The organism is Pseudoalteromonas sp. TAE79 (genome assembly GCF_000498015.1).
GTDB lineage: Bacteria > Pseudomonadota > Gammaproteobacteria > Enterobacterales > Alteromonadaceae > Pseudoalteromonas.
In genome coordinates this window covers 1-23,993 of record NZ_AUTL01000097.1, presented here as the reverse complement: position 1 = coordinate 23,993, position 23,993 = coordinate 1, and the positions used below count along the sequence as shown (strand labels likewise).

Below are 23,993 nucleotides of genomic sequence, written 5' to 3'. Positions count from 1 at the left end.
AAAGAAACTTTAGTCTTAAATTTGCTGTAAAACACTTCTTAAAAAAATTATCAATAAACACATAAATAACACTTGTGTTATGACATAGTTTGTCACAGAATAGCGCTAACGTTATGACATAGTGTGTCATAACGCAGTGGTTGCTTTAACCTAATTTAATTTTATGTTCGGTGATCAAACCTATTTTTGTGAGGACAATATGAAACGTATATTTTTGTTTTTATTAACTAACCTAGCGGTTATGTTGGTATTAGGTGTAGTGCTTTCAATAATAATGAGTGCGCTGGGCTTAAGCCATCGTAGCCTTGGCGGAATTTTACTTATAGCCACAGTATTTGGTTTTGGTGGATCGTTTATTTCGTTATTTATGTCGAAATGGATCGCTAAAAAATCAACAGGCGCGCACGTAATTACGCAGCCTCGAAACGAAACCGAACATTGGCTTGTACAAACGGTATCTGCGCAAGCACAAAAAGCAGGTATCAAAATGCCAGAAGTGGCTATTTACGACAGCCCAGAAATGAACGCGTTTGCAACGGGCCCAAGTAAAAACAACTCGTTAGTGGCAGTAAGCACAGGCTTAATGCACAACATGACCAAAGATCAGGCCGAAGCCGTACTTGCCCACGAAGTATCGCACGTGGCTAACGGCGACATGGTAACGCTTACGCTAATACAAGGCGTGGTAAATACCTTTGTAATATTTGCCGCAAAAGTACTGGCAGGCATTGTAGATAACTTTATTAATAGCGATGAAGAAGAGGGCGGCAGTAGCTGGACATACTTTTTATTCGATATGTTATTCCAAGTATTATTTGGTGTACTAGCAAGCATAGTGGTTGCAAGTTACAGCCGTAAACGTGAGTTTGCAGCCGACAGCGGCGCAGCAAAACTAGTTGGTGCTGACAAAATGCGTTCCGCCCTTGAGCGATTAAAGCAAAACCATCCTTCGCAATTAGAAGGCTCTATGATGGCCTTTGGTATTGCAAGTGGTAAAGTCGTTGCTGAGCTGTTTTCATCGCACCCGCCGCTTGATGCGCGAATAGACGCACTACGCAAGTAACTATGTAAGTTAGTAAATATTCTAAGCCAGCTTAACCGCTGGCTTTTTTATGTTTACGTTAAAATGCTAAAATCGCACGCACTGTATTTATATACAGTTATTTGTATTGCGTTATAAAATCGTTACTTTTTTAAGCTAGCACAAAAAAACTTAATCGCTAATGTAAGCCAAATTAATACTAAAAATGAAAACGATGCATTGTATGTTGCATGCATAGGGCAGGTAAAAAACGAGTCGGACTTCACCTTTAAAAATATAAAGTTTAAGGTCGATTTTTTAACAGATCAAAACACGCTAGTCGATACGCTATCAATAACCCACGAAGACCTAATTATACTTCCTAATGACTCAACAAACTTTAGAGTAAGAGGTATTGCGCAAAAACAAGCGGCCAGTTATAACAATTGCCAAGTAACAATAACCGATGCCTGGGCTTATAAATAAGCTATAAATCACTTACAAATTAATTATTAGCAGTTAGCTAAACCACTCGCTTTTTTATATGTAATATTAGTTATTGACTTGCAAGCCACTAAATCCAAAATTTATATAAGCCATTTTCCTAGAGCGATTAAGAATATGGATGATTTATTACTTAAGTAATCGTTTATACACTCCTTGTAACTTGCAAGTGAGGGATCGAAAATGAGCTTGATTGATGAAAGTACAAAGGATTTTGGAAGCATGAGCGTGTTGCTTCACAGCGTAGGAACTAATTGCTACCGCATTGAGTGGAATAGCAGAATGACCGGAGCCTCAATAAGCTTAATTCGTGTTAAAAAAAACGAATACATAGTTGTGCGAAAATGGGCAACCGCCCGAAATATAGATGACGTATCAGCAGAGTTTGATCGGGCTAACCAAGCACTAATTCATTTTTTAAATAATGTAGATGTGATTAAAAGTAAAAACGAAAGTATTGTTGCAGCTAAAGAGCATTGCATAAACTTATTTACCTCAGCTGAGGGCTTAAAACCAATTAGCCATCCGAGCTTACCTACGCCACGCTTACAAGAAGCCATAGGCAAAGAAGTCATTGTAAAATCAAGTTTAGGCAACTACCTAATATCAAAAGGAATGCTATTACAGCTATTAGGTAATCAAGCCGAGATCCAAGTTAATCCCGACCACCTTGACGAAGGCCAATTAAGGCAAAAATTTTATACCAAACAAGTTCATGTTTGCTAGTTAATTGCGCTATCAAAACTCAAAGGCAGCTTTACTTTAATGGTAAAGCCATTTTGTTTAAACACCTTAAAAGTGCCGCCTAATGCCGTAGTGCGCTCCTCTATAAACGCTAAACCGTAGTGACCTGAGTTATCTGTTGGGGTTACTAAAGTCCCGTTATCGCTAATTGTTAACTCAATAAATTCGTCGCTGTTTATTATATTTATAATCAGTTTGCTGGCATTGCTGTGCTTCATACAATTGGTTACTGCTTCTTGGCAAATTCGGTAAATAGCTATTTCGTGATCTTTTGAAAGGCTATTATCTAACTTAAATTGTGGTTGATACTTAATATTTGCCTTGTGCAGTAAGCTTTTTAGTCGCCCTTGTGTTATTGCCTTTTCTAAACCGAGTTCATCTAGCTCACGCGGGCGAAGATAATGCATTAATTGATAAACAGAGTCATACATCGAATTAGCATTGTTTTTTAATGTAGTCACAAACGATTGGGTATCTTCGTTACTGAGGTGCGACAAAATAGCTAAATCTGTTTTTAATGCCGTTAGGTTCTGCCCTAATTCGTCATGCAGCTCTTGCGAAAGATGCTTTCGCTCGTTTTCTTGCACCGACACCATTTTGGCAGCCAGCGCCATGTTTTGAGTTAGCTGCTCTTTAAGCTCTTTATTGGTTTGCTTTAACTCATTGTTTTTACGTTTAAGCTCAGTAATTGCAGCGCCTAAAACCATACTGGTAATTGCGTTTGCTAAAATAAATAACTGGCTAATGTAGGTATTACTAGGCTCGTGCGTAATGCTTGCTTCAACAATTATTAACGCGTTAATTAGCGCTGCACTGCTTACAGCGCCTAACGAGCCATACTTATATGAAAACCAAATAATTGGTAATAACGATGCAAGCCTTAATAGCGGGTAGGTGTCTGGGCGAACCGCATAGACAAAAAATACAATTAATATAAAACACACCAAAGTGGCTACTAGGCCAAATAATTTAGTGAGCCTGACTGTGTTAAAGCTGTATTTAGAATCGTAAATTAACATAATGAAAGGGGCAATTAACAATGAGCCAGTAATATCGCCTAAGCACATGTTTAACTGATATTGCAGTAGCTCTTTAGCAACTAATACATTTGTAAATTCAAACGCACTGGCAAACAAAAACCACTTTATAGATGTACTTGCAACACAAAGCAGTATTAACGAAAGTATACCTAGGCTGTCGTTAATGCTTGGCGGCCAACGGCTATTTTTAAACATATAAACAAGCGCTATAAAGCAAAGTTCCTGCCAAAAGCTATGAAATAAATCAAACTCCCAAACCCCACTGTATGTTAAACCAAGCTGTGCAGCTAAAGCTCGCGATACAACCCATAAGGTGAGCCAATAGCGTGTTGGAGTGAGTAAGTAAAACGCAATTTTTACGCCTGCGGGAATAAATATCGCGCTGCTCTCGGGTACGGTTTCAAGGTTTTGGCTAACCCAAAAAGTGGCGAGTGAAGCAATAAAGTAAATTAGCCCCACCAATAACTGTTTAGCTACCTCTTTGTATGCGGTAGTAAAACTAACATTAGATAAAGAAGAAACGTTAGGTAAGTTCATCTAACTGTATTACTCCCGCATCAATTGCAATTTTTAGCAGTTCAAACGAGGTCGTAACATTAAGTTTGCTGTATATGTTTGCTTTGTGTACATGTGCTGTTTTAGGCATTATTTCGAGTATTTGCGCAACTTGTTTAGCGTTTAATCCCTTAGAAAATAACGGAAGGGCTTCAAGCTCTCTGTTAGTAAGCACCGTTAATGCTAAATTTTCGCTACTCATCGAAAAATTTACGTCTTCACTAATGTACCTTTTACCTAAAGCGACCGCTTTAACTGCATCTATTAGTTCATCAGAGGCAGAACGCTTAGACACATAACCCAAAGCGCCTAATCGCAAAGCATTGCTTACATAAGGTTCGTGGTCGTGCATGGAGGCAACAATACTTTTAATATGGGGGAAAAACTCTTCAAGGTACGATAAAAAAGAAAGGCCAGTTTCAGTGCCGTTAAGCGATATATCAACAATAAATATATCAGGTTGTTCAAGCTCTACAGCCAGCTTGGCTTCTGTTACGCTGCAGGCTTCAATAATTACTTTCCAATCTGGTTGTAACTCTAAAAGCTTTTTAAAGCTGTCTCTTACTAATTGATGATCTTCTATGATACCAATGAGCATTTAAATCTCCTTTTATGCTTAAAATACAGCGGGGCGGGTAACTAATTACCTAAACGTTTTAAATGGGTTACCTCACTTAAAAGCAAGGTAACAAAACCAGTGGTTCTAAATTGGTAATTAGTTGCTGGTGGAGATTACAACTAAGATCTTTTTACGGCAGCTTATTATTACTGAGAAAGAATAATCTCAGTAATTCCTTCGGCAGATAGTATTTCAATCCAGTAGCCGTCAGGGTCTTTAATAAATGCTAAGCCTTTCATTGAGCCATCATCTGGTTTTTTAACAAACTCAACATCGTATTTTGCAAAGCGCTCACAGGCTTCGTAAACATCCGGTACGCTAATACCAATATGCCCAAATCCTTTAGGTTCTTGGTTACCACTGTGGTATCCCTCAAAGCTGTCGTCGGTTTCGGTGCCCCAGTTATGGGTAAGCTCAATTAGCGCAGGGCGACGAAACACCCATTCTGCTTTAGTTTTATCATCACCTTGTGGCAATTCTTGCTCGTAGCCTAAAAAGTAAAGCGTAAACTTCATACCAGGAAAATCATACTTACCTAACAGCTTCATACCTAATACATTTTGGTAAAATTCGAGCGACGGCTTTGGATCTTTAATACGTAACATAGTTTGTTGCATAACAAAGCCTTGAGTGGCCTGTTCAACTTGTTCTGGAGATTCGTTATAGTTAGACATGGTGATCCTTTCAAAAATGATAAAGCGAAAATAAAGATTTAATGCTTAAACCATCATAATCAACCGTAGTTTAAATTTAAACTGTCTAGGTCAAATCATATAATAAAAACAAGGAATTTTATGGCTATAACTATAACTATAACTACAGGCACCATTGATGATGTAACCGCAGTGAGTGAATATATCCCTGAACTACTAACAGCTATTGATAGTGACACTTTACGTAACCGTTTAGAAAACAAAAAAACATTGATATTAGTAGCACATAAAGAAGATACATTAGTTGGTTTTAAAATTGGCTATGAGCTATCTAATACACAATTTTATAGTTGGCTGGGTGGAGTGCATTTTAACTATCGTAGATTAGGTATTGCTAAAAAATTACTTGTCCAACAAGAAAAGTGGGCTTATGAAAAAGGCTTTACCAATATACACGTTAAATCGATGAACCGGTTTCCTCAAATGCTGACTATGCTAATCACTAATGGTTATCACGTTTGTGGCTACGTTGATAATCAAAGCACAGAGCTAAGTAAAATTAAGTTTGTAAAACAACTAACAAAGTAGATGCAGGCACTTTATTCATCGTTATTTAACTTAGCGCCATGTAGGGTTATAAGCAAAAGCTAATTGCCACCTTTAATAGCAAGGAACCACTATGTTTTATGATGATATGCAGGGATTATTACGTGTACTTACAATAGGTGTACTGGGTTATATTGCACTGGTGTTTTGGCTGCGTATATCGGGTAAACGTACGCTTTCAAAGTGGAATGTGTTCGACTTTATAGTCACCATTGCGCTGGGCTCTATATTAGCGTCTGTTATTATTTCAAAAAGTGTTCCGCTGTTTGAGGGCATACTTGCCTTTGTAGTATTAATTGGGCTGCAATATATTATTACGTGGCTTAGTGTGCGCTCGTCAAAATTTGCAGCACTTATAAAAGCAGAACCCACGCTTTTACTGAGTGATGGTGAATACTGCACTGCTGCACTTAAATCGCAGCGGGTAACAAAATCAGAAATTCGCGCCGCTATTCGTGGCGCTGGTATACTAGCCATAGAAGATGTAGCCGCAGTAGTGCTAGAAACCGATGGCAGTTTTAGCGTACTTAAGCAAAATAACAGTGGGTTAAAAACCGCGTTAAGCGATGTAAGCGGGCATTAAATTAATACGCCAATAGTTATATGAACTAAGGCAGGTATAACCTGCCTTACTTTGTATTAAAGCTTATTTTTATTTAGCATGCTGCTCTAATAAACTAAAGGTAGGTAAGCGCCATTTAAAGCGTATTGATGCCATACGTATTAAGTAGCCTGCAACAAGGCTTGCAATAATGCTGATGTTGTCGTCAATATTATAATGGTGTAGCGCTAAGTATAAACAGGCAACAAGTAACGATACACTCGCGTATAGCTCGTTATGTAATACAAGCGGCGCTTGGCGGCATATTAAATCACGCAGTAACCCACCAAATACGCCAGTAACAACCGCAGCCACTACACAAACACCGTAATGCAGCCCCATATTTAGCCCCACTTGGCAGCCAATAATACTAAAGGCAGCTAAACCCAGCGCATCTAAGCGCATAAAAATGCCTTTAAATTTAACTACCCATTTAGCAAGCCACGTAGTAACAATACCTGCAATACAGGTAATTAATAAATACTCTGGGTGTTGTACCCACGTAAGCGGGTAATTGCCTAGTAATATATCTCGTACGCTACCACCNCAATCCATTTTCATTCGTCCTGCGCTAAGTGCGCCAGTCATGGCTTCTGCTGTAATACCAATAATATAAACAATCGTTAATAGCATGAGATAATCACTTAAAATACGTGCGTAAAAATAAGGTGTGGATTGTATAGATAAATTAAGTAAATAACGAATGAAAAATCGTACTAAAAACGGTTAATTCAGATAGAAATAACTAATAACAAAACCGTGTGTAAACAAGATGTTAGGCTAATCGGCTGGCAAAAGTTAGCTGTCGTAGAATAAAGGACAAATGGCCGTAATTTATAAAATAAAACAGGCTATTTTATTGCTGCATTTTAAACATCAAAGCTCGGTATTTTCCCTATATGGTAAAGTGTTTTGCCAACTAATTGGCGTGTTTAAATTAACCTAATATGAATATTTGGTTGCGCGGTAGCAATTTAGGAACGTATACTAACCATTCTTAACTTAAATGGAATTTGCGTAATCGCAGCTTAATCAGCACAGGTAAATACATGAACAAAGGATTGTTAAAAGCGTGGAATGACGAAAAGGGCTTTGGTTTTATTAAATCAGACACCCTAGAGCACGACACCTTTATACACATTTCAGCGCTCAAACATATGAGCCGCAAGCCAAAAGTGGGCGACACCATTTACTTTGAAGTGGCAACACAGCCCGACGGTAAAACCAAAGCAATTAACTGCTGCATAGAAGGCGTTGCAGAGCTTAAAGCACCTTATCAAAAACACAAACAACAGCAGCACCGCATTGCCAAATCTAATTTTGCCAGTAGCTTTTTAGGTAAAGTTGCCTCAATAGCGCTAATTGCTGCACTTTGTTTTTATACGATTAATAAATACAACACTCACTCAAGCAGCCAAACTCCCGTTACCTCCAATGGTGATTTAGCCACCTTTGATGAGCAATATCCGAAGTTTGTTATTCCTAAAAGCACGCAAAATTTTACGTGTGATGGCAGGCAATATTGTACTGAAATGCGCTCACGAGAAGAGGCGGTATATTTTATTAATAATTGCCCGAATACAAAAATGGATGGGGATGGCGATGGAAAACCTTGTGAAAATGATTCACGGTTTTAAAGGCTAGAGCTATAAAGCCTTAAATAAAAATAGAATTAATTGCTGTACAAGTGCGGTTATTTACAATTTGTTCCATAACATTATTAAAAGTCGTTTTGGGGTTAAATAACAAAAGCTACTGAGTAGCAATTGTTATTGTCTGTTTATAAACGAGTTGTTTGGTGTAATTATCGAACAGCGTAAAGTACGCCGTTTTGGGGGGCTATAAACCCCAAAGTGTGGGCTCAATAAGCTGTAAGGAGTTAATCAAATCATGGAGTATCGATGGAAATTATAATTAGTTCGGCAATTTTAGGTACATTGCTTTCGGGTTTATTTTTATTCAGTGTTCATCGGTTAAATCGTAATCATGTAACAATTGAAAATAAAATGAATAGAGTGCATGTGGACTCTATGGCTTTAATTAATAATTCCCTCTCTAAAGAGGCACATGCAGCGAATCATTTATATACAAGAAAAGCTATATGCTATGAAGAGGCTAGTAAAATTGTTGGGGATTTAATCTTTTGGGCTGAGAAGTGTGTTGTACCATCAACTAGTTATAACTTTGGAAGTAAGCCTGATATAGCTAAAAAAATGGCTAAAGCCTACGAAGATCTTAGGCATTACACTCTTCAGTATTCTGCATTTTTTGATGAAAGCTCTGACTTAGAAACTAATTTAGGTTTGCTGATGGGTAGTGTTAATAATATTCAAAACTTAGTTAATTCTAAAGGTTTTAATGCTGGTCAACCTGCATGGATAAATGCAGTAAAAGTATTTCAAGATCAGTTAACTCCTGTAGCAAGTGCCTTCAAAAAAGAAATACATACATTGATGAGTCAAAACTCCTAACAAGAATTTAAAGCGGGGCCGCTAATAGTTTGCTCAGTTTCACTTCGCTACAAAATTTTAGCAAACTATTATCAGTTGCTTAAATGAGCGTTATGCACTTCAGTATTGCCACAAGGATATATCGTGATAAATATAGGTTTTAACTTTACTACTAATGACTTTAGATATTGTGTACTTGAAAAAGATGGTAATGATGTAACCCTCTTAGATAAAAACAAAATTATTTACCCTAAAGCCCTTGATGTAACAAATATGTCTGGCTGGCTTGAAACTCAAATATGTTTACTGCTTGATAAGCACAGTCCTAATCAAGTGGGGTATAAATTACCTCTTGTTTTAAAATCAACTAAGCCGATTCAAAATTCACTATTCCCTCTCGGCGTTCTGAATCTCTGTTGTCACAAGAGAAATATAACAGCAAGCCACTTTACTAGCCAAGGAATTAACGCAACTAAGTTTGGCCTTGCGAAGAAAGATGATGTCTACAAGTATGTAGACGATAACCTTGGGAAGTATCCACCTTATTGGGACAAACCAACGAAAGATGCAGCATTAGTGGCATGGTTCTTACTATGAAAAAGCCAGATAAAATTCGAAAATTCAAGGTTATTGAATTTTTAGGTAATGGAAATTTTGGCTTTGTTTTCCAAGCTTATGACCCTTTACTTAAAGCAGATAGGGCGATAAAGCTAATCAAAGTCGCTAACCCAGATAAATTTGTCGAGGCAGTAAAAGAAGCTCAAACACTGGAAGCATGCCGACACAAGCATATCGTTGATGTTAAGGAAGTTGACGTTTTTGTATATGAAGGAACTCCATGCGTCTATATAGCAATGGAATACTTAGCCAAAGGTTCCATTCAAAAACATCTAGAAAATCGATTTATATCGATTCAAGAATCACTAAAAATAATATCTGAGGCTCTTTTGGGCTTAGAGCATGCCCATAATAGTAATGTCCTGCATCGAGATATAAAACCTGGAAATATTCTTTTTGGGGATAATGGTGAAGCAAAGTTATCAGATTTCGGCTTGGCATTGGATTATCATGTAGACCCATCAGATACTATGGGTTATAGGCCACATCAACCTTTAGAGGTAATAGATGGCGAACCAATGGGCAAGTTGAGTGATATATACGCAATGGGAATTACTCTTTACCGTCTAATCAATAACGTCCCCGATATGGCTTTTAACTTTTCAACGATGGACGAATGGCGGGTTGCGGTTAAAGGGAATAAATACCCCGATAGACAATATCACCCACACGTTCCGAGAAAAATTAAGGCAATAGTAAATAAGGCCATTAACAATAATCCAGATAAGCGCTATCAAAGTGCTAGTGATTTTCGACAAGCTCTTGAGAAATCAGTGCTTTCAATAGACTGGAGCCCATTTAACAATACTACTTGGGTTGGTGTAGGATTAAATGGCGATAATTTTGAGATTGAAAAGATACATAAAAGAAGTGGTTGGACAATTGATTACAAAAGAAACGGCAGGCGATTGAAAGACCATTGTGTAAAACATCTTTCAGATGAAGCGGTTGATGAAGAATTCTTTAAAATCATAATTAACTAGACACCCACTCTAAATTTAAATCATAATTAACTAGACACCCACTCTAAATTTTGCACTTTTCGAAGTTAGAGGCTAGCCTTTATTTAGTGCAAAAAACAAGCAGGGTGTCTTATGGCAATCGCAAGAAAGCGTCAAGTAAGTTTGGTTGATACAAAGTACTATCACTGTATATCACGTTGCGTACGCCGTGCTTTTTTATGTGGTGAAGACCGTTTTACATAACAAATTAACTAGACACCCACTCTAAATTTTGCACTTTTCGAAGTTAGAGAACAATTAATAAGACACCCATCTTAATTTCAGCTTAGTCAGCAGTGCAGAGCAAGTTTTCGGAGTATTAAAAAATGGACTTTGTTATATGCTTAATTTTATTTTTATTGTTCTATATTTTAGTCAATTATATCCAAAGCATTATTGGGTATTACCCTAAACTAGCTAGAGAATATAAAACGAATTTAATTATTTCTGATTCCTCACTTTTAAAATCAAGCAGTATGTACTTGATGAATGTGGCAAATATTTCTCGTGAGAAAAACAGTGAATATCGGACTTGGCTAAATATCAAATCATTTCAGCAAGGTATATTTATAAGCCAAAAACGAATGTTGATTCTACTATTTCTCAGGAGTTTTTTAATACCATGGGAGCAAATTAGTTTAATAAAAGAAAAAACTAATTTTCTTAAAAATCAATATCTTTATAAAGTCGAATGTAAAAAAGAACCTGTTTATATCATTACGAAATTCGATTTATTAAAAAGCGTAAGTAACAAGAATTTACGAGAATAAATGAAGTCAAATCTTGACTTCACACATCAAAACTTTAATTAGTCGAATTGCTTTGATATAAGCTATTTTACCCTCTAAAAGCGAAGCGCCTCATATCCTCTTTGTGAGTTAGTCTTTAGATTACTAAGAGGGAACAAACTAGGAATGCGCTGAGCGTATACTTTAAACGTAAAACATCGGCGAATTAGCACTCTAATACACGCCGATGTTTAAACATTATTTAACTTAATACCTTACTTAACTTAATACCTTACTAATAAGGTATTAAGCCTTAGTCTTGTTTACGGTTAAGACTAATCAAACATATTGCTAAAAGTAACGTTGCAATCATGCCCGAAGCACCAGCAACACCTGATGGCATAATGACGTGGTTTAATGGATTCGACTACCCCAGTTAAGAGATAATCAACTTAACTGGAGATCGCCCTTTAATTCAATATGTCCTGCAGATAATAAGGTGGCTGAGGCTAAGCCTGTGATGATTACGGCAGTATTAAGATGAGTATTGAAGTTTGCCATTGTATCTCTTTATGGGAAAAAGTAGGGCATTCTATCAATTGAAAAGTTTATTGTTCAATATTCTTTTTAATTAGATTTTTTATTACTTTGATTAATTGCTAATAGTACAATTGTTATTCTGTATTTTGGTTAGTAGTGCAATCAAGTTGTAATTTTTTTGATAAAAATCAATAATACAGATAGTTTTTATTATCTATTGGCCTTTTGTGTTTTTAATAAAAGCCTAGCTATCAACTTATATAAAACGGCTTAACTGGAATCCACATGAACCAAAATAGATATAAAGCATCGTTTCCTGCGCCTGACATTGGTAGTAACTATTTTGTCTCATCAACTTGGAGCAGTTATGGTTTCTGGGCTTTATTAGCACTGACTCCGCTTGCTCATTACATGATGTACTATACCGAAGATGGTTTAGCGCATGGGGAAGATTTAAACACTTTAGTGTATGTAATACTTGGTGCTATTACCTTGTTTGTTTTAAATATTGCAGCCCAATCTATATGTTGGTTAGGCAGACTTTTGGCAGTGGTTTGCTTTAGCATTAGTCTGTTTTTTATATTATTGCTTATTTACCTCAGTGTATATTCACACTTTCCAGTTGCTTATTTAGGTGCTATTTCTTATTTTGGTTTAGCGGCTTATTTTTATAATAAAGACTATTTGAAAGCCATAAAAACATTATAGCATTTACTATGTAGTTACTAATTCACGCCATCTAATTTTTTATATCGTCATAAAAGGCAACTTTCCCTCGGCCTGTTTCTTTTACGTGATAAAGAGTTTTATCACCGTTGTGCATTAATTGATGTAGTTCATTACCATCATATGGGGCTATTGCAATTCCTATGCTTGCACCTACTGCGCATGTTTTTGTGTTTGAAATACTAACCTGCTGTTGTAGCTCATTTAGTAAGGCGATTGCTTTTTGTTGTGTTGCCGTTTTATCGTAGGTTTTAATTTGCTGCGCAACAATAAATTCGTCACCGCCTAGGCGGATACACATATCGTTTTTTTCGTGAAAAAGTGTTTTAAATCTGTGCGCTATTTCAATTAGCACTTTATCGCCGGCTTCGTGGCCGTAGGTGTCGTTAATGGGTTTAAACTTATCTAAATCAATCATCATTAGTACTAAATGTTCATTATGTTTAATATATTCACGTAGTGCTTTTTTAAGGCGTTTTTCACCGGCGCGTCGGTTTAATAAGCCAGTGAGTGGGTCGTGATCGGCTTCAAAGCGGGTTTGCTGTTCGCGTTCTGCGCGCTCGGTTACATCGTGTAAAATTACTTCTACTAGCTGCTCTTGTTTGGGGTTTCGTTTGGTATCTCTTTGGTCTGTTAACCTTACAAATAAACAATGAAACCATACCGTTTTATAGCCAACTTTACACTCTACATCTAAGGTGGTTTGTGGTGGGTTTTTAGCAGAGCGAATATCTGCCAGTAGGCATTGTAATTCGTCTACATTGCTAAGTAACTCAGGAAAATGCAAGGTTGGTAATTCTTCTTCACCGGGTACGGTAAAGTAATGCTTAAATGCAGGGTTAAAGGTGGTGATAATGTTTTTGTCATCGAGTAAACAAATACCTGCGCTGGCTTGTTCAAAAATAAGTCTAAATTTAGCTTCTAGCTCTTGAGTTTTTTTACGCAGTGTTTGCTCATTACTAATAGTTAAATGTAGCTCGTGCATTAAGGCATTTATACCTTGGGTTAAACGGCTTATTTCGTCCCGCTTGCCTTGCTTGAAGGTTAGCATTTTAAGGGTTTCTGGCTCGCTTGGATTTATTTTAGCAAAGCTGTCGGTTAGGTTTTGAATAGGCTGTGTAAGCCAGCGCTGAACTACCAGCGATACAAAAAATGCGATAACAATGGATTGAATCAGCATTAAGATAAATTCTTTTATAAGCGCTGACTGTGCTTGTTGTTCAATAAAGTTATCGTCAGGGTATATGGCGAGTACACCTATAAAAGTGTCTTCTATAAAGGGGTGAACTAATTTAATTAAAACAGCTTCATTTTTTTTGTTAGTAGAGCCTTTTGCAATAAATAAATCCATCTCTCCTTTAGGGTTTACTTCTCCTTCTAGGCTTGCGCCTTGCACTAAGTCGTTACTGAGTAGGCCGTTAATAATTTCTTGGCTTAATTCTTTGTCATTTAAGTAAGCGGCAATAGCGGCTGTTTTTTCCATTGTTTGCGCTAACTGTTGAACAAGTAGGTAATTTGTGTTTTTTTTCTCTTTAAAGCCTGAGTAATAAGAGAGCATAGACGAGACTAAAGACACAACAATAGCAACTAACGCAATTGATATAGCGACGCGTATGTAGAGTTTTTGGCTAATAATTTTAATCAAATGTGTATACCACTTTTACTGCATCTGTAACTTGCGATAGCGGAATGTAGCCAATTGCAAATTGTGATGCTGCTATTTTGTTTATTGCGTCTTCTACCGATGTTGAAGGCGTGGGTGGCTTTGCGCGCCCTGAAAATAAAAGCCTTGCCCAATACGCATTTATTTTTTGCTCGTCTTTATTAACCAGTTTTAAGTAAAAGTCGTTTTTTAATGTCGATTGCGCGGGCAAATCAAGCGGTTTTGAGGTCTCACCGTCAGGGAAAGTTAAATACCTGCCCATGTAAATATCAATAATTTCTCGTTTTGATAATGCGTTAATCGCATTGCTTTTATTAACCACGACTACAAACTCTGTAGATTTAGCATAAAAGCTCATAAAAAGCAGGCACAAGGGCAGCAATGCAGTTATAAAAAAGTTACGAGGGCTCATCATTAAAACACCATACTAGCATTTAGACTAAGTATATGTACTTTGTGGCCCTCATCAACATCTGAAGGGTTGCTAAGACTCCATAAGCCAGCGCCTTGAGGTTTTATATCAAAGCGGTCTAACTGGGCTTTTAATGCTATGCGCTCAGACAGTTGCCATTTTACGCCTACGTTAATTGAGTGTTGGTGAACATTGGTAACTTTAACAGCAGACTGACTGGCAACTGCGAGTTGTTGTATAGGCACTGAAAATTGCTCGGGAGTGCTTGGCGGAAAAGCAGGATCGTTTACTTTTATTACGTCATGTCGGTGTTTAGCCGCTGTAAAACCTGTATAAAATATTGCGTTATCTACACGGTAACCTGCACTAATATAGCCACTAAGAACTGACGGAGCAACTATCCAATCGGATTCTGAAATACCCACCTCAGATTGGATTAGCCAATTGTTGTGATCGTAAGTAAGCCCAAACGCGGCGTATTCTATACTGTTACCTTTGGTGTTAAATTTGTTTGATATTTTTTGCGCTTGCGGCCATATACTTTGTGGTATTGAGTTGAGTGCGGCTAAATACTCATCTAAAGAGGTTAACTTATAGTCACCAAAATCAGATTTAGATAATGAAAAACGCATAGTCCATGCATCTAATGTATAGGTTGCGCTAAAGGTGGTTAAGTTATCAAAATCAATAAAAAAGTCGTTATTATAGGCTTGTAGCTTGGCTGTTGAGCTTCCATATGCGAGCTTTAAACGTAAAAAACCGTCGTTAATTGCTTTGCTGTATTCCACATCTACACCATCGAAATTTCCTGCAATGTTTGCAAACGAGTAGTACGAATGAGGCGGGCGCACCCATAAATAGGCATATCCTACGTAAGGGTATTCCGATAGTAAGTAAAGGTCGCTATTTAACCTGCCTGCACGAATAGCCCAATGACGGGTAGGGCGATAGCGCACAAAGGCGAGCTCTAAAAAATTATCAAAGCTTTTAAAGGCATGATCTTGAATAACTACTTGAAACACAGAGTCCCAATTTTTTGAGAGTGATATATTAGCCTGCCCACCTAAAATTGAATCTCGCGTTGCTGAAAAACCAGATTCGTTGACATTTGAATAACTCGATGCAAAGCCAATATCTGAATCGTCCGTGTAGCTGAGTGTTAAGGATGCAAAACCACTAAATTGCACGTCTGTGTCGTTTGCATAGGTTTTATTAGCAGCAGAAATTGCCAATATTGCTATGGCAATTGTACCTCGGAGCAACATGTTAGCTCGTATTTTTATAATGTAGATAGTAAAAAGATAGCACAATTTATTAAATTACCAACTTAAGCATTACAGTGGCTTATCAATTGAATACAAAAACATAACATCCCCTTAAATTTTGTACTTTGTTAAGCGAAGTACTGGGACATAAGAAAAGCAAGACGGAAAATTTGTGTTATCTATTGTTATAAGTGGCGACAATATAGATTATGAATAGGGCGGTTTTTTGATATTACTAAACTTAAAACGTGTTGGTTACTGGATGAGCTTTATTTTTATAAGGCTGCTTAAATTTGGCAGCCTTATATATTTAAAACGTTAAAAGCGCTTACTTAAAATGGTGCGTAGCCATCATTTGGTTTGTTAGGGTTAGTCCAGCGCTGTTTAGCATCAACAGGAATGCGTGGTGCACCTTGTGCTGGTAATCGACCGCGCTCCCCATACAGCCACAATACAAAGTTAGTTCGCNTCGCCACTGGTAATAGGCTTGGCTGCGTGTGCAATATTGCCTCGATGTAACATGGCAGTACCAGGCTTAAAGGTAAGTGATTTAATGTCACCTGTGTACGGGTGATAAAAGTCCACTTGTGACCCTGTAAACTCTTCGCCTGGTAAATTTAGGTTAATGTTAAGCGTTACAGCTGATGCGTCGGTATGTGGGCGAATTGATGAATCTGTATTTGGCTCATAATAAATTGAAAAGCCAAATGTTTGTGTATCAAACCCCATAACTTCCGGGAACAGCATACGTGAAATAGGGCGCATATAAGTGTTTAGTATTTCGTTATAAAATGCTTGAAAGCTTGGCGCGGCTAAATAACCTTCTGATCGGCTATCAAGCATGGCACCACGGCGATTTAACACTATGCCGTATGGCGGGCGCATAGGAATTTGCGAATTCCATACTTGTTCTAAATATCCGCGTAATACAGCTAGGCGCTCAGGATCAAAAAATTGAAATTGAAACACATCAGGCGCTACTTCGTGTAATAACGCTTTTACGGCTAGCTCTTTTGATGGATCTTCCCATGCTTGCTTTACTGCTTCGCGTAGGTTTTTATCAAGTAGTGTGTCGTCAAGTGTAAACGTTGAGCTATCTATTGATGTTGCTTCCCATTCGCTCCACGCGTTTGTAATTAGGTCAGTGTTGTTTATCCAAAAGTTTTGTACTGCTGGTTCACGGTGAAGCATGGCTTGTCGTGTTGGTAACTCTAGAGCACGCGCTAGTTGTAATTGGTTGGCAAACATTTTGTGTAACTCCAGCTGTTAAATTTTGTTTATATCAATCTAGGAGTGCAATTTATTGTATTTGATTTAGTAGATAAACAGCCTGCTTTAGGAAACAGAATATACTATTTATTGATAATGAAGGTTCGTATACTTTTTGAAGCAGAGAAAGCTAGCTTTGTAGATAAGCAAAAGGCTGCACAATACGCAGCCTTTTGTTGGTGTAATTTAGTTGCTTAATAAATACTAGTGAGTTGCTCTTTCGCCCCAAATTTCTTCTAGGCGGCTGTCGCGACCACAACGCCAACGATAGGTGTTGTATCGGATTGGATTGTTTTTGTAATAATCTTGATGAAAGCTTTCCCTCCCTTTTATAGGGTAAAAGGTGCTTGCGTTTAGTATAGGTGTAACCACAGTTTGATTAGGGAACTCGGCAACTACTGCTGCTTTTGTTTTTTCGGCTAATTTACGTTGTTCGTCGTTTTGTACAAATATAGCGCTTAAGTAACTAGGGCCTTTATCACAAAATTGGCCTTTGGCATCAAAGGGATCGATATTTACCCAGTAATGATCAAGTATGCCCTGATAGCTTACTATGGCCGGATCGTATGTGATTTCTACGGCCTCGTAATGGCCTTTATGATTACCATTGTATGTCGGGTTTNCCGCCAGTAAAGCCCGATATTACATCGGTTACGCCTTCTAGCTTTTCAAAGTCACTTTCCATACACCAAAAACAACCTCCAGCTAGAACGGCTTTTTCGGTTTTAGCTGCATGGGAGAATGTACTAAACAAAATAACGGCAGATGTTAATGCAAGCGTAAGTGATTTTTTCATAAAATTATCCATCTGTACTGTGAGTTTATAAATACTTATAAAGTTAGACCCGCTAAGTGCTAATACAATTTCATTGTAGAGTGCTGACTAATTTATCTATGGTGAAAAATATTGTGCTTTGACAAGTTTTATAGGGATAAGGCTAGTAACAAGATCACTATTTAAGTTAGTAGCATGGTTTAATTGGATTAGCCAAGTATGCGTTATTTAATGGGGTGTTGAATTATGCTTACGTGTTCATTAAAGTGACAACATTCGTGATATAAATTAGCAGGTGATAAATGAACCAGTTAACAGAAACATCAATAAGCTGCCCTTATTGTGGAGAAAGTATAGAAGTATTACTTGATGCAGCAGATATTGATGAGCAATACATAGAAGACTGCCAAGTGTGCTGTAAGCCTATTTCGTTTGTGGTATTTGAAAATGATGACGAGCTAAACGTTAATGTTTACAGCGAAGACGATGCATTTTAATTCGTTGATTAGATAGTAGGCTGCAAAATTGCAGCCTTTTTACTGTGTATGTGTTTGGTTAGCTATTTTGCTCACGCGCTAATTGGTTAGGAAGAAGTTCTTCTACTATTTCGCGTGCTGGAAGCGTATAGCGTGTGCCGTCAAACATTACTGAGGTAAACTCGTTAATATTAGTAATGCCTGTTAAGGTCCAGCCTTCGCCGCGCTTTGGGCAATATACTGTGGTAGTGGGTTGTATTACTTTAAAATCGTCACTCATTACGTTCTCTTACTCTTTTTGCTTTAAAGATAATGCTTGTTAATAGGGTATGGTAAGTTAATAATGCGTGCCCATAAAGAGCTAATTTAAATAACCACTTAAATAAAATGTTTAACACCACAAAGCTTGAGCGCGTTACGCTGCGTTTAGTTACCCACAAACACGCAGCGTGTTTATTTAATATTTTAAATCACCCGCACGTGTCAGAATTTAACGACTACGAAACACCACTTAGCAAAACGCAAATCAAACAATTAATACAAGATGATATTAGTGCATATTACGAAGGTGAAGTAATTCGAGTTGCAATTGAACATAATATATCTGGAAAGTTAATGGGTACTTGTGGGCTTTATAATTTAACCCCGTGTAAAAGTAGTGCGTTTATAGGATTTGAGCTGCATCCTGACTTTTGGGATAAAGGTGTAATGTTTGAAGTAGTCACCGGTTTTATTGAAACGCTACTTAAGGAAATTGCGCTTAAACATTTATCGGCTGAGGTGAGTGCACACAATGCACGTTCCCATAATTTACTTATTAAGTTAGGTTTTAGTTTAAGAGAAAATTCTATTTGGCATAAATCACTTTAACGAAAGACGGCAATTATAAGTGCTTATCTTTTTTCAATCCTGAAAGGTCAACGCCTTCAAGTGTAAATAAAATACAAAAAATAACGGCTTTCTATTATAGTTAAGCGTAAGCAAATGAATTTGTTACCCGTGTTTTATTAAATATTTACGCTTAACAAGGATTTTATATGCTAGAAAAACTATCTCAAGATGCGCTTGTTATTTGGGCTACCATTGACCCAATAGGCACTATGGCGCTGTTTGCTGCGCTTACTTCTCATTTAACAGATCAACAACGTCGTAAAACAGCCTTTAAAACGGTGCTTTATGCTGGTTGCGTACTATTGGGTTCTATTTTAATAGGGCAGCTAATACTTAATGCGATGGGAATTAGGTTGGTGTCGTTTCAGTTAGGGGGTGGAATTATATTGTTTTTGTTTGGCCTGCAAATGATATTTGGAAACGATTCTAACAAAGCTAAACAAGACCCTGATCACGATATAGCAGTGTTTCCGCTAGCTATACCCGCAACGGCGACCCCAGGCGCTATTTTGGCGGTGATACTACTTACCGACAACCACATACACCCAATTACTACTCAAATAGGCACAGCGCTTGTTACACTTGGTGTGTTGGGTATTACTTTAATACTGTTGCTGCTTTCGGGTAAAATAATTAAGCTTATTGGTACTGGCGGCGCGTCTATTTTAACGCGTGTGATGGGGATGATTTTAGCCGCATTTTCGGTTGAGCTTATTATGACCGCGCTTGAAATAAAACAATGGGTTAAGCTCGATTAAATAAATCCTAAACATTTAAAGGAATGCCGCATGGCAATAAAAATAACAAAACACTATTTTATTAATTTAAGTTTAGCCGTAGTCATTTTTGCTATCAGTATTTTAGCCATACGTTATTACAACCATTATGTATCGGCCTATACAGACGTAACAATTAACTCAAGCGTGCTTAACGAGTCGCGCAAAGTGTTTATAAGATTACCCGCTAATTACAATCCTAAAAAAGCGTATCCGTTAATTATTAAAACCGATGGTAACTTTAATTTAGACACATGGGACAAAGCACTTACAAAGCAAGCTAAAAGCGAAAAAGGGGATAAGGCTATATTGGTGTCTATTCCTAATTTGTTTTTTACAGATACACGTAATCGCGATTTAGTGCCTCCTTATGCTCGCCAAGATGTAAATACACAAGCGCGCCCAGAGGGCGAAACACTTATAGAGCCTAATGGTGAAGCCGACAAGTTTTTAGCGTTTATTGAAACTGAGTTATTCCCGTATTTATCGGCAAAATATAAGCTTAGTAATAACCGTGTATTAAGTGGTTTTTCGGCAGGTGGTAGCTTTGTACTTTATACACTGCATACAAAGCCTGAACTGTTTAATGGCTACTTTGCATTTAGCCCAGCGGCTTGGTATGACGACATGACAGTGGTTAATAATGTAGAAGCGTTTTTAACTACTCAAGCTAACAAAGTTAAGGCGCCTACTTATTTATATCTTTCGGTGGGCGGGGCAGAGCATCCGCTAATGTTAAAAGCGTTTAGTAATTTAGAGGCCGCTTTATCAACCAATCCTAACAATAACCTTGTGTGGCAAAGTGATATAAACAAAGGTGCTGAGCATTCAGATAATCCATCAATTAGTGTGGCTAAGGCATTAGCTGGTTATAGTACGTTTATTAAAAAGTAAGATAGATTGGTTTAAGTGATAACTGTATATACATACAGTTATCGTTGTTTTATCTATTTATGATAACGAATCAACTTTATAACACTTTACTTAGTTCAATATTATTAACGACTTACAAAGAAAGGTAGGTTTAAATTATTTTTTCACAGCAATCACATGTACTGTTCTTATATACAGTACATGACTATTGAATTAGAATACCGTCAGTACCCATGAGCATATACCACACCTATATGTGACTGCTTTTAAGCAGCCTTAGGTATTTGTGATCAGTAAAAAGCAGTGTCAGTACTTTGCAATTTCAATATAGTTTCACCTTCTTTTTATACTCTTAATGCAGTTAATATAAGTTGGCTGGTGGCTTTACAGCAAAAGAACACATCATACTAAATATTTCTATAACGTTAAACTTAGCAATAAAGTCAAATTATAAAAAGTAATCAAGGAGGTAGTCAAAATAATAAAGCCTGCGATAACTACATCCACTAAAATTATAAATGCCGAGTGTGGACTATGAGTGATTAATTAAAGTTTTCCTCGCTCATTGTAATGAGCAGCAAAATGGTAAACGTAAAAAATAGGGGCATCGTGAATGGTGCTATTACAAATTAAAAAAGCAGATACCAATGCGGCTGTTAATGCCTTTTTTGAAATAGCCTTAAATGCAAAATCGAGTATTGAAAAAAGTATGGAAAAATAAAAAAAGCCCAGTTAAAAGGGCTAAAAGGGTTGTGCTTAGGGAAGTTGTAGTCGTTTTATAAACTTATATTTAAAACTTATATCTAAAACCAAATGCTATACCGTCATCTTCCGACTGCTCCATTTGTGCTTGTTGCTCTTTGTTATCGCTTTCAAAGTCGCTAAAGTCTTTACGCGCTTCTACGTAGGCAATAGTGTCTTCGTCAATTAAGTAGTGAAGGCCAATAACAGCAAACTGACGCTTAAATACATCGTCTGGGTCGGCGTTAAAGTTTGGCTGAATTACGTAATCATCACCAGCATCAAACACGTTGTAGGCAATAAAAGGGCGAAAATCGTTATCAAAGCGGTAAGATGCAAATGTTTCTACACCGATTGCGTCTTTAATTAAGCGACCAATGTTATCTGTGTCGTGGTTTTTGTTTTTATTTACGTTGGCTGCAACGTATAGGCCGGGCTCATCAATGTTGCCCCACATAATACCTGCACCATAAATTAAATCTTCAACATTGCGAGTAGAACCATCGCCAAACGTTAAATCAAACTCACCACGGTTAACACCTGCTGTAAGTGTTAGCATGTTAGTTGGGGTATAAGTTACAGACGCACCAAATGTGTAATTAAATTCAACTTCTTGGGCTGCACTATCGCCAGAGTTCCAAATTGCTTCACATTCTTCTTCTGAAATGTCGGTTACGTCACAGGTATAAAATTCGCTGTTTTTAAGCTGTGCTTGTACTGCAAAACTAAAATCGTTATAGCTATTGCGGTACTGCACTAATTTATCTCCACGGCCAGTGCCATTAACAGCGCCATCGTCTTTGTTATAGGTGTAAACACCAGCCGCATTACCATCCCATACAAAGCTATTATTTGTGCCGTAAACTACGTCGTACCATGCACCCCATTGTTTACCAATAGTTAGTTGCCCGTACTTTTCATGCGAAAGCCCTGCGTAACCTAAACGGTTATACAAAAACTCATCCTGGATAGACTCAAAACGATTGTTATAAATAATATCGCTGCTGCCAACAGGGTTTACACCCCATTCTACGAGTGCGAGTGCGGTCCAGTCTTTCTTAAGCTTTCGGGTAAATCCAAAGTTAATGCGCGAAGTACCGTTAACAACCTAAGGGATCCCCAAAAATAATTATTAAATTTCAATCACATCACTCACATCCATATTTTTCCAATCGAGTTGCACTACCACCTGTACGAAATAGGCTAGCCCTTCCAAGTAATCTCGCCGCCGCAGCTTAATGGACTGTTTTTTGAAGTATCGCAACCCAACAAATGCCCATGACACTACTCGCCTGTTTTTGCTTGAGTTAGCTTGAAAAGCCCCTGTCTTTCCTGCTTTGTCTATCACAGCACCCAGCATCATTGAGAACCAATGAGCCAATGTTGCGAGCAGTAAAAGTATGTCTAATCGATAGAGTTTGTTCGTTCTGTGCAGATCTGAGCCTAAGCCGAACCTAACACTTTTTTGGTCTCGAAACCCTGCCTCTATCTGCATTCTCATTCCATATAGCTTGAGCACCTTTTCGAGAAAGTGGTGTCTTTTTGGAAGAGAAGAAACGAGTAGCCAAGGCTCCTTATAACCGCGTTTTTTATCTCTTTTTAATAACTTATGTCCCTTGCCAACCAACACTGCATGAGTTTGATATTTTGCACTTTTGGTCAGCTCGGTCGCGCCAAGATACTGGCTCTTACGCTGATTGTTCTTGAATAGTGACTGGCATGGAATAAACTCATCGCTGTCCTGCGTTTTCAAATGTGCCGTACCACGAACCCGACTAATATAATGCCAGCCATTGTTCCGCACGGCTTTGAGCCAGGGGACTTTAAAGCCCGCATCCGTCACAATCACGGGGCGGCAATCACTCGGCAAGATCAGTTTGAGCATCTTTAAAAACCGTTTTTGCACTTTTGGGCAATGATATTGAAAGCTGAATGCACTTTCCTGATACAGGGTTAAAGAGCGACCTTCACTGACAATGCTGGCACGCAGAATACAGTATTTGGTTTGTGTATCAGCATGGCTCCAATCGACCAAAATGACGGGATGCTTTTCAGTGACCACAAAACGGGTTAAGCGAACATAAACCGATATCGATTCACGCAAAAGCTCATTGTTACTGAGTAGTCGGTCAATACGTTTAATATCATGTTTTTCAGTTGTTTTTGAATCCAAATTGCGGCCGATAGACGTCAAGGTGCATTGCTGACAGTGCAAAAGAGATTTAACGGCAGCGACTAGAGTATTAAATCTGGCTTTATGAATAGAGTTAGGGGTGACAGCGCGGAGCATATTGTGCAAAATAGTAGACGCATTCATGGTGTTTAGTTCTGTTGTTTTTAAGCGATTCATAAGATCACAAAACACCATGAATGTTCCCTCACTACCCACATTTTTTAATACTGTTAGTTCATTGATATGTAAAGGCTAATTCTGGGGATACTTTAG

Annotated in this window: 23 protein-coding genes and 5 pseudogenes; 15 read left to right on the top strand and 13 right to left on the bottom strand. The window is 37.7% G+C overall.

All coding sequences use genetic code 11. The features are described 5' to 3' along the window. Positions 1 to 199: 199 nt before the first annotated feature. Both htpX and L655_RS0104995 read left to right on the top strand, forming a co-directional pair. The gene (htpX, locus tag L655_RS0105005; RefSeq protein WP_024604303.1) at positions 200 to 1,063 is read left to right on the top strand and encodes a protease HtpX; all 864 of its coding nucleotides are present in this window, start codon (positions 200 to 202) and stop codon (positions 1,061 to 1,063) included. Between the two features lie 684 nt (positions 1,064 to 1,747). Beyond that, positions 1,748 to 2,251 (top strand): hypothetical protein, encoded by a 504-nt coding sequence (locus L655_RS0104995; RefSeq protein WP_241764449.1) that lies wholly within the window; start codon positions 1,748 to 1,750, stop codon positions 2,249 to 2,251. Here L655_RS0104995 and L655_RS0104990 read toward each other — a convergent pair. The 3 genes from L655_RS0104990 to gloA all read right to left on the bottom strand — a co-directional run bounded on the left by L655_RS0104990 (position 2,248) and on the right by gloA (position 5,157). Further along, on the bottom strand, positions 2,248 to 3,846 hold the full coding sequence (locus L655_RS0104990) for an MASE1 domain-containing protein (RefSeq protein WP_024604300.1): 1,599 nt from the start codon (positions 3,844 to 3,846) through the stop codon (positions 2,248 to 2,250). The two genes, L655_RS0104995 and L655_RS0104990, sit on opposite strands and share 4 nt — an antisense overlap. After that, the gene (locus tag L655_RS0104985; protein WP_024589303.1) at positions 3,833 to 4,462 is read right to left on the bottom strand and encodes a response regulator transcription factor; all 630 of its coding nucleotides are present in this window, start codon (positions 4,460 to 4,462) and stop codon (positions 3,833 to 3,835) included. Before L655_RS0104985 ends, L655_RS0104990 begins: the two co-directional genes overlap by 14 nt. A 167-nt stretch (positions 4,463 to 4,629) precedes the next feature. Then, complete coding sequence (gloA, locus tag L655_RS0104980; RefSeq protein WP_024593600.1) at positions 4,630 to 5,157, bottom strand: lactoylglutathione lyase; 528 nt, start codon at positions 5,155 to 5,157, stop codon at positions 4,630 to 4,632. Positions 5,158 to 5,277: 120 nt separating this feature from the next. On the opposite strand from gloA, the gene L655_RS0104975 reads away from it, so the two are divergent. Next, positions 5,278 to 5,724 carry a GNAT family N-acetyltransferase gene (locus L655_RS0104975; RefSeq protein WP_033011465.1) on the top strand — a complete coding sequence of 149 codons (447 nt, stop codon included), beginning with the start codon at positions 5,278 to 5,280 and terminating at the stop codon, positions 5,722 to 5,724. 91 nt (positions 5,725 to 5,815) lie between these two features. Further along, entirely contained in the window at positions 5,816 to 6,325 is a 510-nt protein-coding gene (locus tag L655_RS0104970; RefSeq protein ID WP_024604298.1) for a YetF domain-containing protein, read from the top strand. 69 nt (positions 6,326 to 6,394) lie between these two features. On the opposite strand, the gene L655_RS0104965 is transcribed toward L655_RS0104970, so the two are convergent. Next, the gene (locus L655_RS0104965) at positions 6,395 to 6,976 is read right to left on the bottom strand and encodes a trimeric intracellular cation channel family protein (RefSeq protein ID WP_024604297.1); all 582 of its coding nucleotides are present in this window, start codon (positions 6,974 to 6,976) and stop codon (positions 6,395 to 6,397) included. Between the two features lie 416 nt (positions 6,977 to 7,392). On the opposite strand from L655_RS0104965, the gene L655_RS0104955 reads away from it, so the two are divergent. The 6 genes and pseudogenes from L655_RS0104955 (at position 7,393) to L655_RS1000000127155 (ending at position 11,182) form a co-directional block, all read left to right on the top strand. After that, positions 7,393 to 7,980, top strand: a complete 588-nt coding sequence (locus L655_RS0104955) for a cold shock domain-containing protein (protein WP_024604296.1) — start codon at positions 7,393 to 7,395, stop codon at positions 7,978 to 7,980. A gap of 264 nt (positions 7,981 to 8,244) precedes the next feature. Then, entirely contained in the window at positions 8,245 to 8,814 is a 570-nt protein-coding gene (locus tag L655_RS0104950; protein ID WP_024604295.1) for a hypothetical protein, read from the top strand. 123 nt (positions 8,815 to 8,937) lie between these two features. Beyond that, on the top strand, positions 8,938 to 9,390 hold the full coding sequence (locus L655_RS0104945; protein ID WP_024604294.1) for a hypothetical protein: 453 nt from the start codon (positions 8,938 to 8,940) through the stop codon (positions 9,388 to 9,390). Further along, complete coding sequence (locus tag L655_RS0104940) at positions 9,387 to 10,394, top strand: serine/threonine-protein kinase (protein WP_158000941.1); 1,008 nt, start codon at positions 9,387 to 9,389, stop codon at positions 10,392 to 10,394. The genes L655_RS0104945 and L655_RS0104940 overlap by 4 nt, the downstream gene beginning before the upstream one ends. A gap of 111 nt (positions 10,395 to 10,505) precedes the next feature. Beyond that, a pseudogene (locus L655_RS1000000127160) lies at positions 10,506 to 10,613 on the top strand (transposase); the annotation flags it as partial. A 125-nt stretch (positions 10,614 to 10,738) separates the two neighbouring features. Continuing rightward, a complete protein-coding gene (locus L655_RS1000000127155) occupies positions 10,739 to 11,182 on the top strand; it encodes a hypothetical protein (RefSeq protein WP_125825541.1) in 444 nt (147 codons plus the stop codon). 271 nt (positions 11,183 to 11,453) lie between these two features. Here L655_RS1000000127155 and L655_RS1000000127855 read toward each other — a convergent pair. Next, positions 11,454 to 11,543 (bottom strand): annotated as a pseudogene (locus tag L655_RS1000000127855) (thiamine biosynthesis protein ThiC); the annotation flags it as partial. A 422-nt stretch (positions 11,544 to 11,965) separates the two neighbouring features. Here L655_RS1000000127855 and L655_RS0104930 point away from each other — a divergent pair. After that, entirely contained in the window at positions 11,966 to 12,388 is a 423-nt protein-coding gene (locus tag L655_RS0104930) for a hypothetical protein (RefSeq protein WP_024604291.1), read from the top strand. A gap of 31 nt (positions 12,389 to 12,419) precedes the next feature. On the opposite strand, the gene L655_RS0104925 is transcribed toward L655_RS0104930, so the two are convergent. From L655_RS0104925 to msrA, 5 genes and pseudogenes are all read right to left on the bottom strand, one after another. Further along, positions 12,420 to 14,051, bottom strand: a complete 1,632-nt coding sequence (locus L655_RS0104925; RefSeq protein WP_024604290.1) for a sensor domain-containing diguanylate cyclase — start codon at positions 14,049 to 14,051, stop codon at positions 12,420 to 12,422. Beyond that, positions 14,044 to 14,484, bottom strand: coding sequence for a hypothetical protein (locus tag L655_RS0104920; protein WP_024604289.1), 441 nt, complete (start codon positions 14,482 to 14,484; stop codon positions 14,044 to 14,046). The genes L655_RS0104925 and L655_RS0104920 overlap by 8 nt, the downstream gene beginning before the upstream one ends. Further along, a complete protein-coding gene (locus L655_RS0104915; protein ID WP_029751605.1) occupies positions 14,484 to 15,746 on the bottom strand; it encodes a hypothetical protein in 1,263 nt (420 codons plus the stop codon). Before L655_RS0104915 ends, L655_RS0104920 begins: the two co-directional genes overlap by 1 nt. Positions 15,747 to 16,078: 332 nt before the next feature. Continuing rightward, positions 16,079 to 16,994, bottom strand: a pseudogene (locus tag L655_RS01000000125105) (2OG-Fe(II) oxygenase family protein). A 225-nt stretch (positions 16,995 to 17,219) separates the two neighbouring features. Next, a pseudogene (msrA, locus tag L655_RS01000000125100) lies at positions 17,220 to 17,811 on the bottom strand (peptide-methionine (S)-S-oxide reductase MsrA). A gap of 281 nt (positions 17,812 to 18,092) precedes the next feature. Between msrA and L655_RS0104895 the strand changes: the two are divergent. Continuing rightward, positions 18,093 to 18,287 (top strand): CPXCG motif-containing cysteine-rich protein, encoded by a 195-nt coding sequence (locus tag L655_RS0104895; RefSeq protein WP_002962627.1) that lies wholly within the window; start codon positions 18,093 to 18,095, stop codon positions 18,285 to 18,287. 58 nt (positions 18,288 to 18,345) lie between these two features. Here L655_RS0104895 and L655_RS0104890 read toward each other — a convergent pair whose 3' ends face one another. Then, on the bottom strand, positions 18,346 to 18,546 hold the full coding sequence (locus L655_RS0104890) for a hypothetical protein (protein ID WP_002962626.1): 201 nt from the start codon (positions 18,544 to 18,546) through the stop codon (positions 18,346 to 18,348). 107 nt (positions 18,547 to 18,653) lie between these two features. Here L655_RS0104890 and L655_RS0104880 point away from each other — a divergent pair, with 107 nt between their 5' ends. From L655_RS0104880 to L655_RS0104870, 3 genes are all read left to right on the top strand, one after another. Continuing rightward, the gene (locus L655_RS0104880; RefSeq protein ID WP_024604287.1) at positions 18,654 to 19,136 is read left to right on the top strand and encodes a GNAT family N-acetyltransferase; all 483 of its coding nucleotides are present in this window, start codon (positions 18,654 to 18,656) and stop codon (positions 19,134 to 19,136) included. 167 nt (positions 19,137 to 19,303) lie between these two features. Beyond that, positions 19,304 to 19,915 (top strand): MarC family protein, encoded by a 612-nt coding sequence (locus L655_RS0104875; RefSeq protein WP_024593948.1) that lies wholly within the window; start codon positions 19,304 to 19,306, stop codon positions 19,913 to 19,915. 30 nt (positions 19,916 to 19,945) lie between these two features. Next, positions 19,946 to 20,827 (top strand): alpha/beta hydrolase-fold protein, encoded by an 882-nt coding sequence (locus L655_RS0104870; protein ID WP_024604286.1) that lies wholly within the window; start codon positions 19,946 to 19,948, stop codon positions 20,825 to 20,827. A 769-nt stretch (positions 20,828 to 21,596) separates the two neighbouring features. On the opposite strand, the pseudogene L655_RS0104860 reads toward L655_RS0104870, so the two are convergent. Both L655_RS0104860 and L655_RS0104855 read right to left on the bottom strand, forming a co-directional pair. Further along, positions 21,597 to 22,655, bottom strand: a pseudogene (locus tag L655_RS0104860) (porin); the annotation flags it as partial. 24 nt (positions 22,656 to 22,679) lie between these two features. After that, positions 22,680 to 23,897 (bottom strand): IS4 family transposase, encoded by a 1,218-nt coding sequence (locus L655_RS0104855; RefSeq protein WP_125825536.1) that lies wholly within the window; start codon positions 23,895 to 23,897, stop codon positions 22,680 to 22,682. Positions 23,898 to 23,993 lie beyond the last annotated feature (96 nt).

Coding starts and splice junctions, on each gene's coding strand:
- htpX (WP_024604303.1), top strand. CDS start 200: ATGAAACGTATATTTTTGTTTTTATTAACTAACCTAGCGGTTATGTTG.
- L655_RS0104995 (WP_241764449.1), top strand. CDS start 1,748: ATGAGCGTGTTGCTTCACAGCGTAGGAACTAATTGCTACCGCATTGAG.
- L655_RS0104990 (WP_024604300.1), bottom strand. CDS start 3,846: ATGAACTTACCTAACGTTTCTTCTTTATCTAATGTTAGTTTTACTACC.
- L655_RS0104985 (WP_024589303.1), bottom strand. CDS start 4,462: ATGCTCATTGGTATCATAGAAGATCATCAATTAGTAAGAGACAGCTTT.
- gloA (WP_024593600.1), bottom strand. CDS start 5,157: ATGTCTAACTATAACGAATCTCCAGAACAAGTTGAACAGGCCACTCAA.
- L655_RS0104975 (WP_033011465.1), top strand. CDS start 5,278: ATGGCTATAACTATAACTATAACTACAGGCACCATTGATGATGTAACC.
- L655_RS0104970 (WP_024604298.1), top strand. CDS start 5,816: ATGTTTTATGATGATATGCAGGGATTATTACGTGTACTTACAATAGGT.
- L655_RS0104955 (WP_024604296.1), top strand. CDS start 7,393: ATGAACAAAGGATTGTTAAAAGCGTGGAATGACGAAAAGGGCTTTGGT.
- L655_RS0104950 (WP_024604295.1), top strand. CDS start 8,245: ATGGAAATTATAATTAGTTCGGCAATTTTAGGTACATTGCTTTCGGGT.
- L655_RS0104940 (WP_158000941.1), top strand. CDS start 9,387: ATGAAAAAGCCAGATAAAATTCGAAAATTCAAGGTTATTGAATTTTTA.
- L655_RS1000000127155 (WP_125825541.1), top strand. CDS start 10,739: ATGGACTTTGTTATATGCTTAATTTTATTTTTATTGTTCTATATTTTA.
- L655_RS0104930 (WP_024604291.1), top strand. CDS start 11,966: ATGAACCAAAATAGATATAAAGCATCGTTTCCTGCGCCTGACATTGGT.
- L655_RS0104920 (WP_024604289.1), bottom strand. CDS start 14,484: ATGATGAGCCCTCGTAACTTTTTTATAACTGCATTGCTGCCCTTGTGC.
- L655_RS0104915 (WP_029751605.1), bottom strand. CDS start 15,746: ATGTTGCTCCGAGGTACAATTGCCATAGCAATATTGGCAATTTCTGCT.
- L655_RS0104895 (WP_002962627.1), top strand. CDS start 18,093: ATGAACCAGTTAACAGAAACATCAATAAGCTGCCCTTATTGTGGAGAA.
- L655_RS0104890 (WP_002962626.1), bottom strand. CDS start 18,546: ATGAGTGACGATTTTAAAGTAATACAACCCACTACCACAGTATATTGC.
- L655_RS0104880 (WP_024604287.1), top strand. CDS start 18,654: ATGTTTAACACCACAAAGCTTGAGCGCGTTACGCTGCGTTTAGTTACC.
- L655_RS0104875 (WP_024593948.1), top strand. CDS start 19,304: ATGCTAGAAAAACTATCTCAAGATGCGCTTGTTATTTGGGCTACCATT.
- L655_RS0104870 (WP_024604286.1), top strand. CDS start 19,946: ATGGCAATAAAAATAACAAAACACTATTTTATTAATTTAAGTTTAGCC.
- L655_RS0104855 (WP_125825536.1), bottom strand. CDS start 23,897: ATGAATCGCTTAAAAACAACAGAACTAAACACCATGAATGCGTCTACT.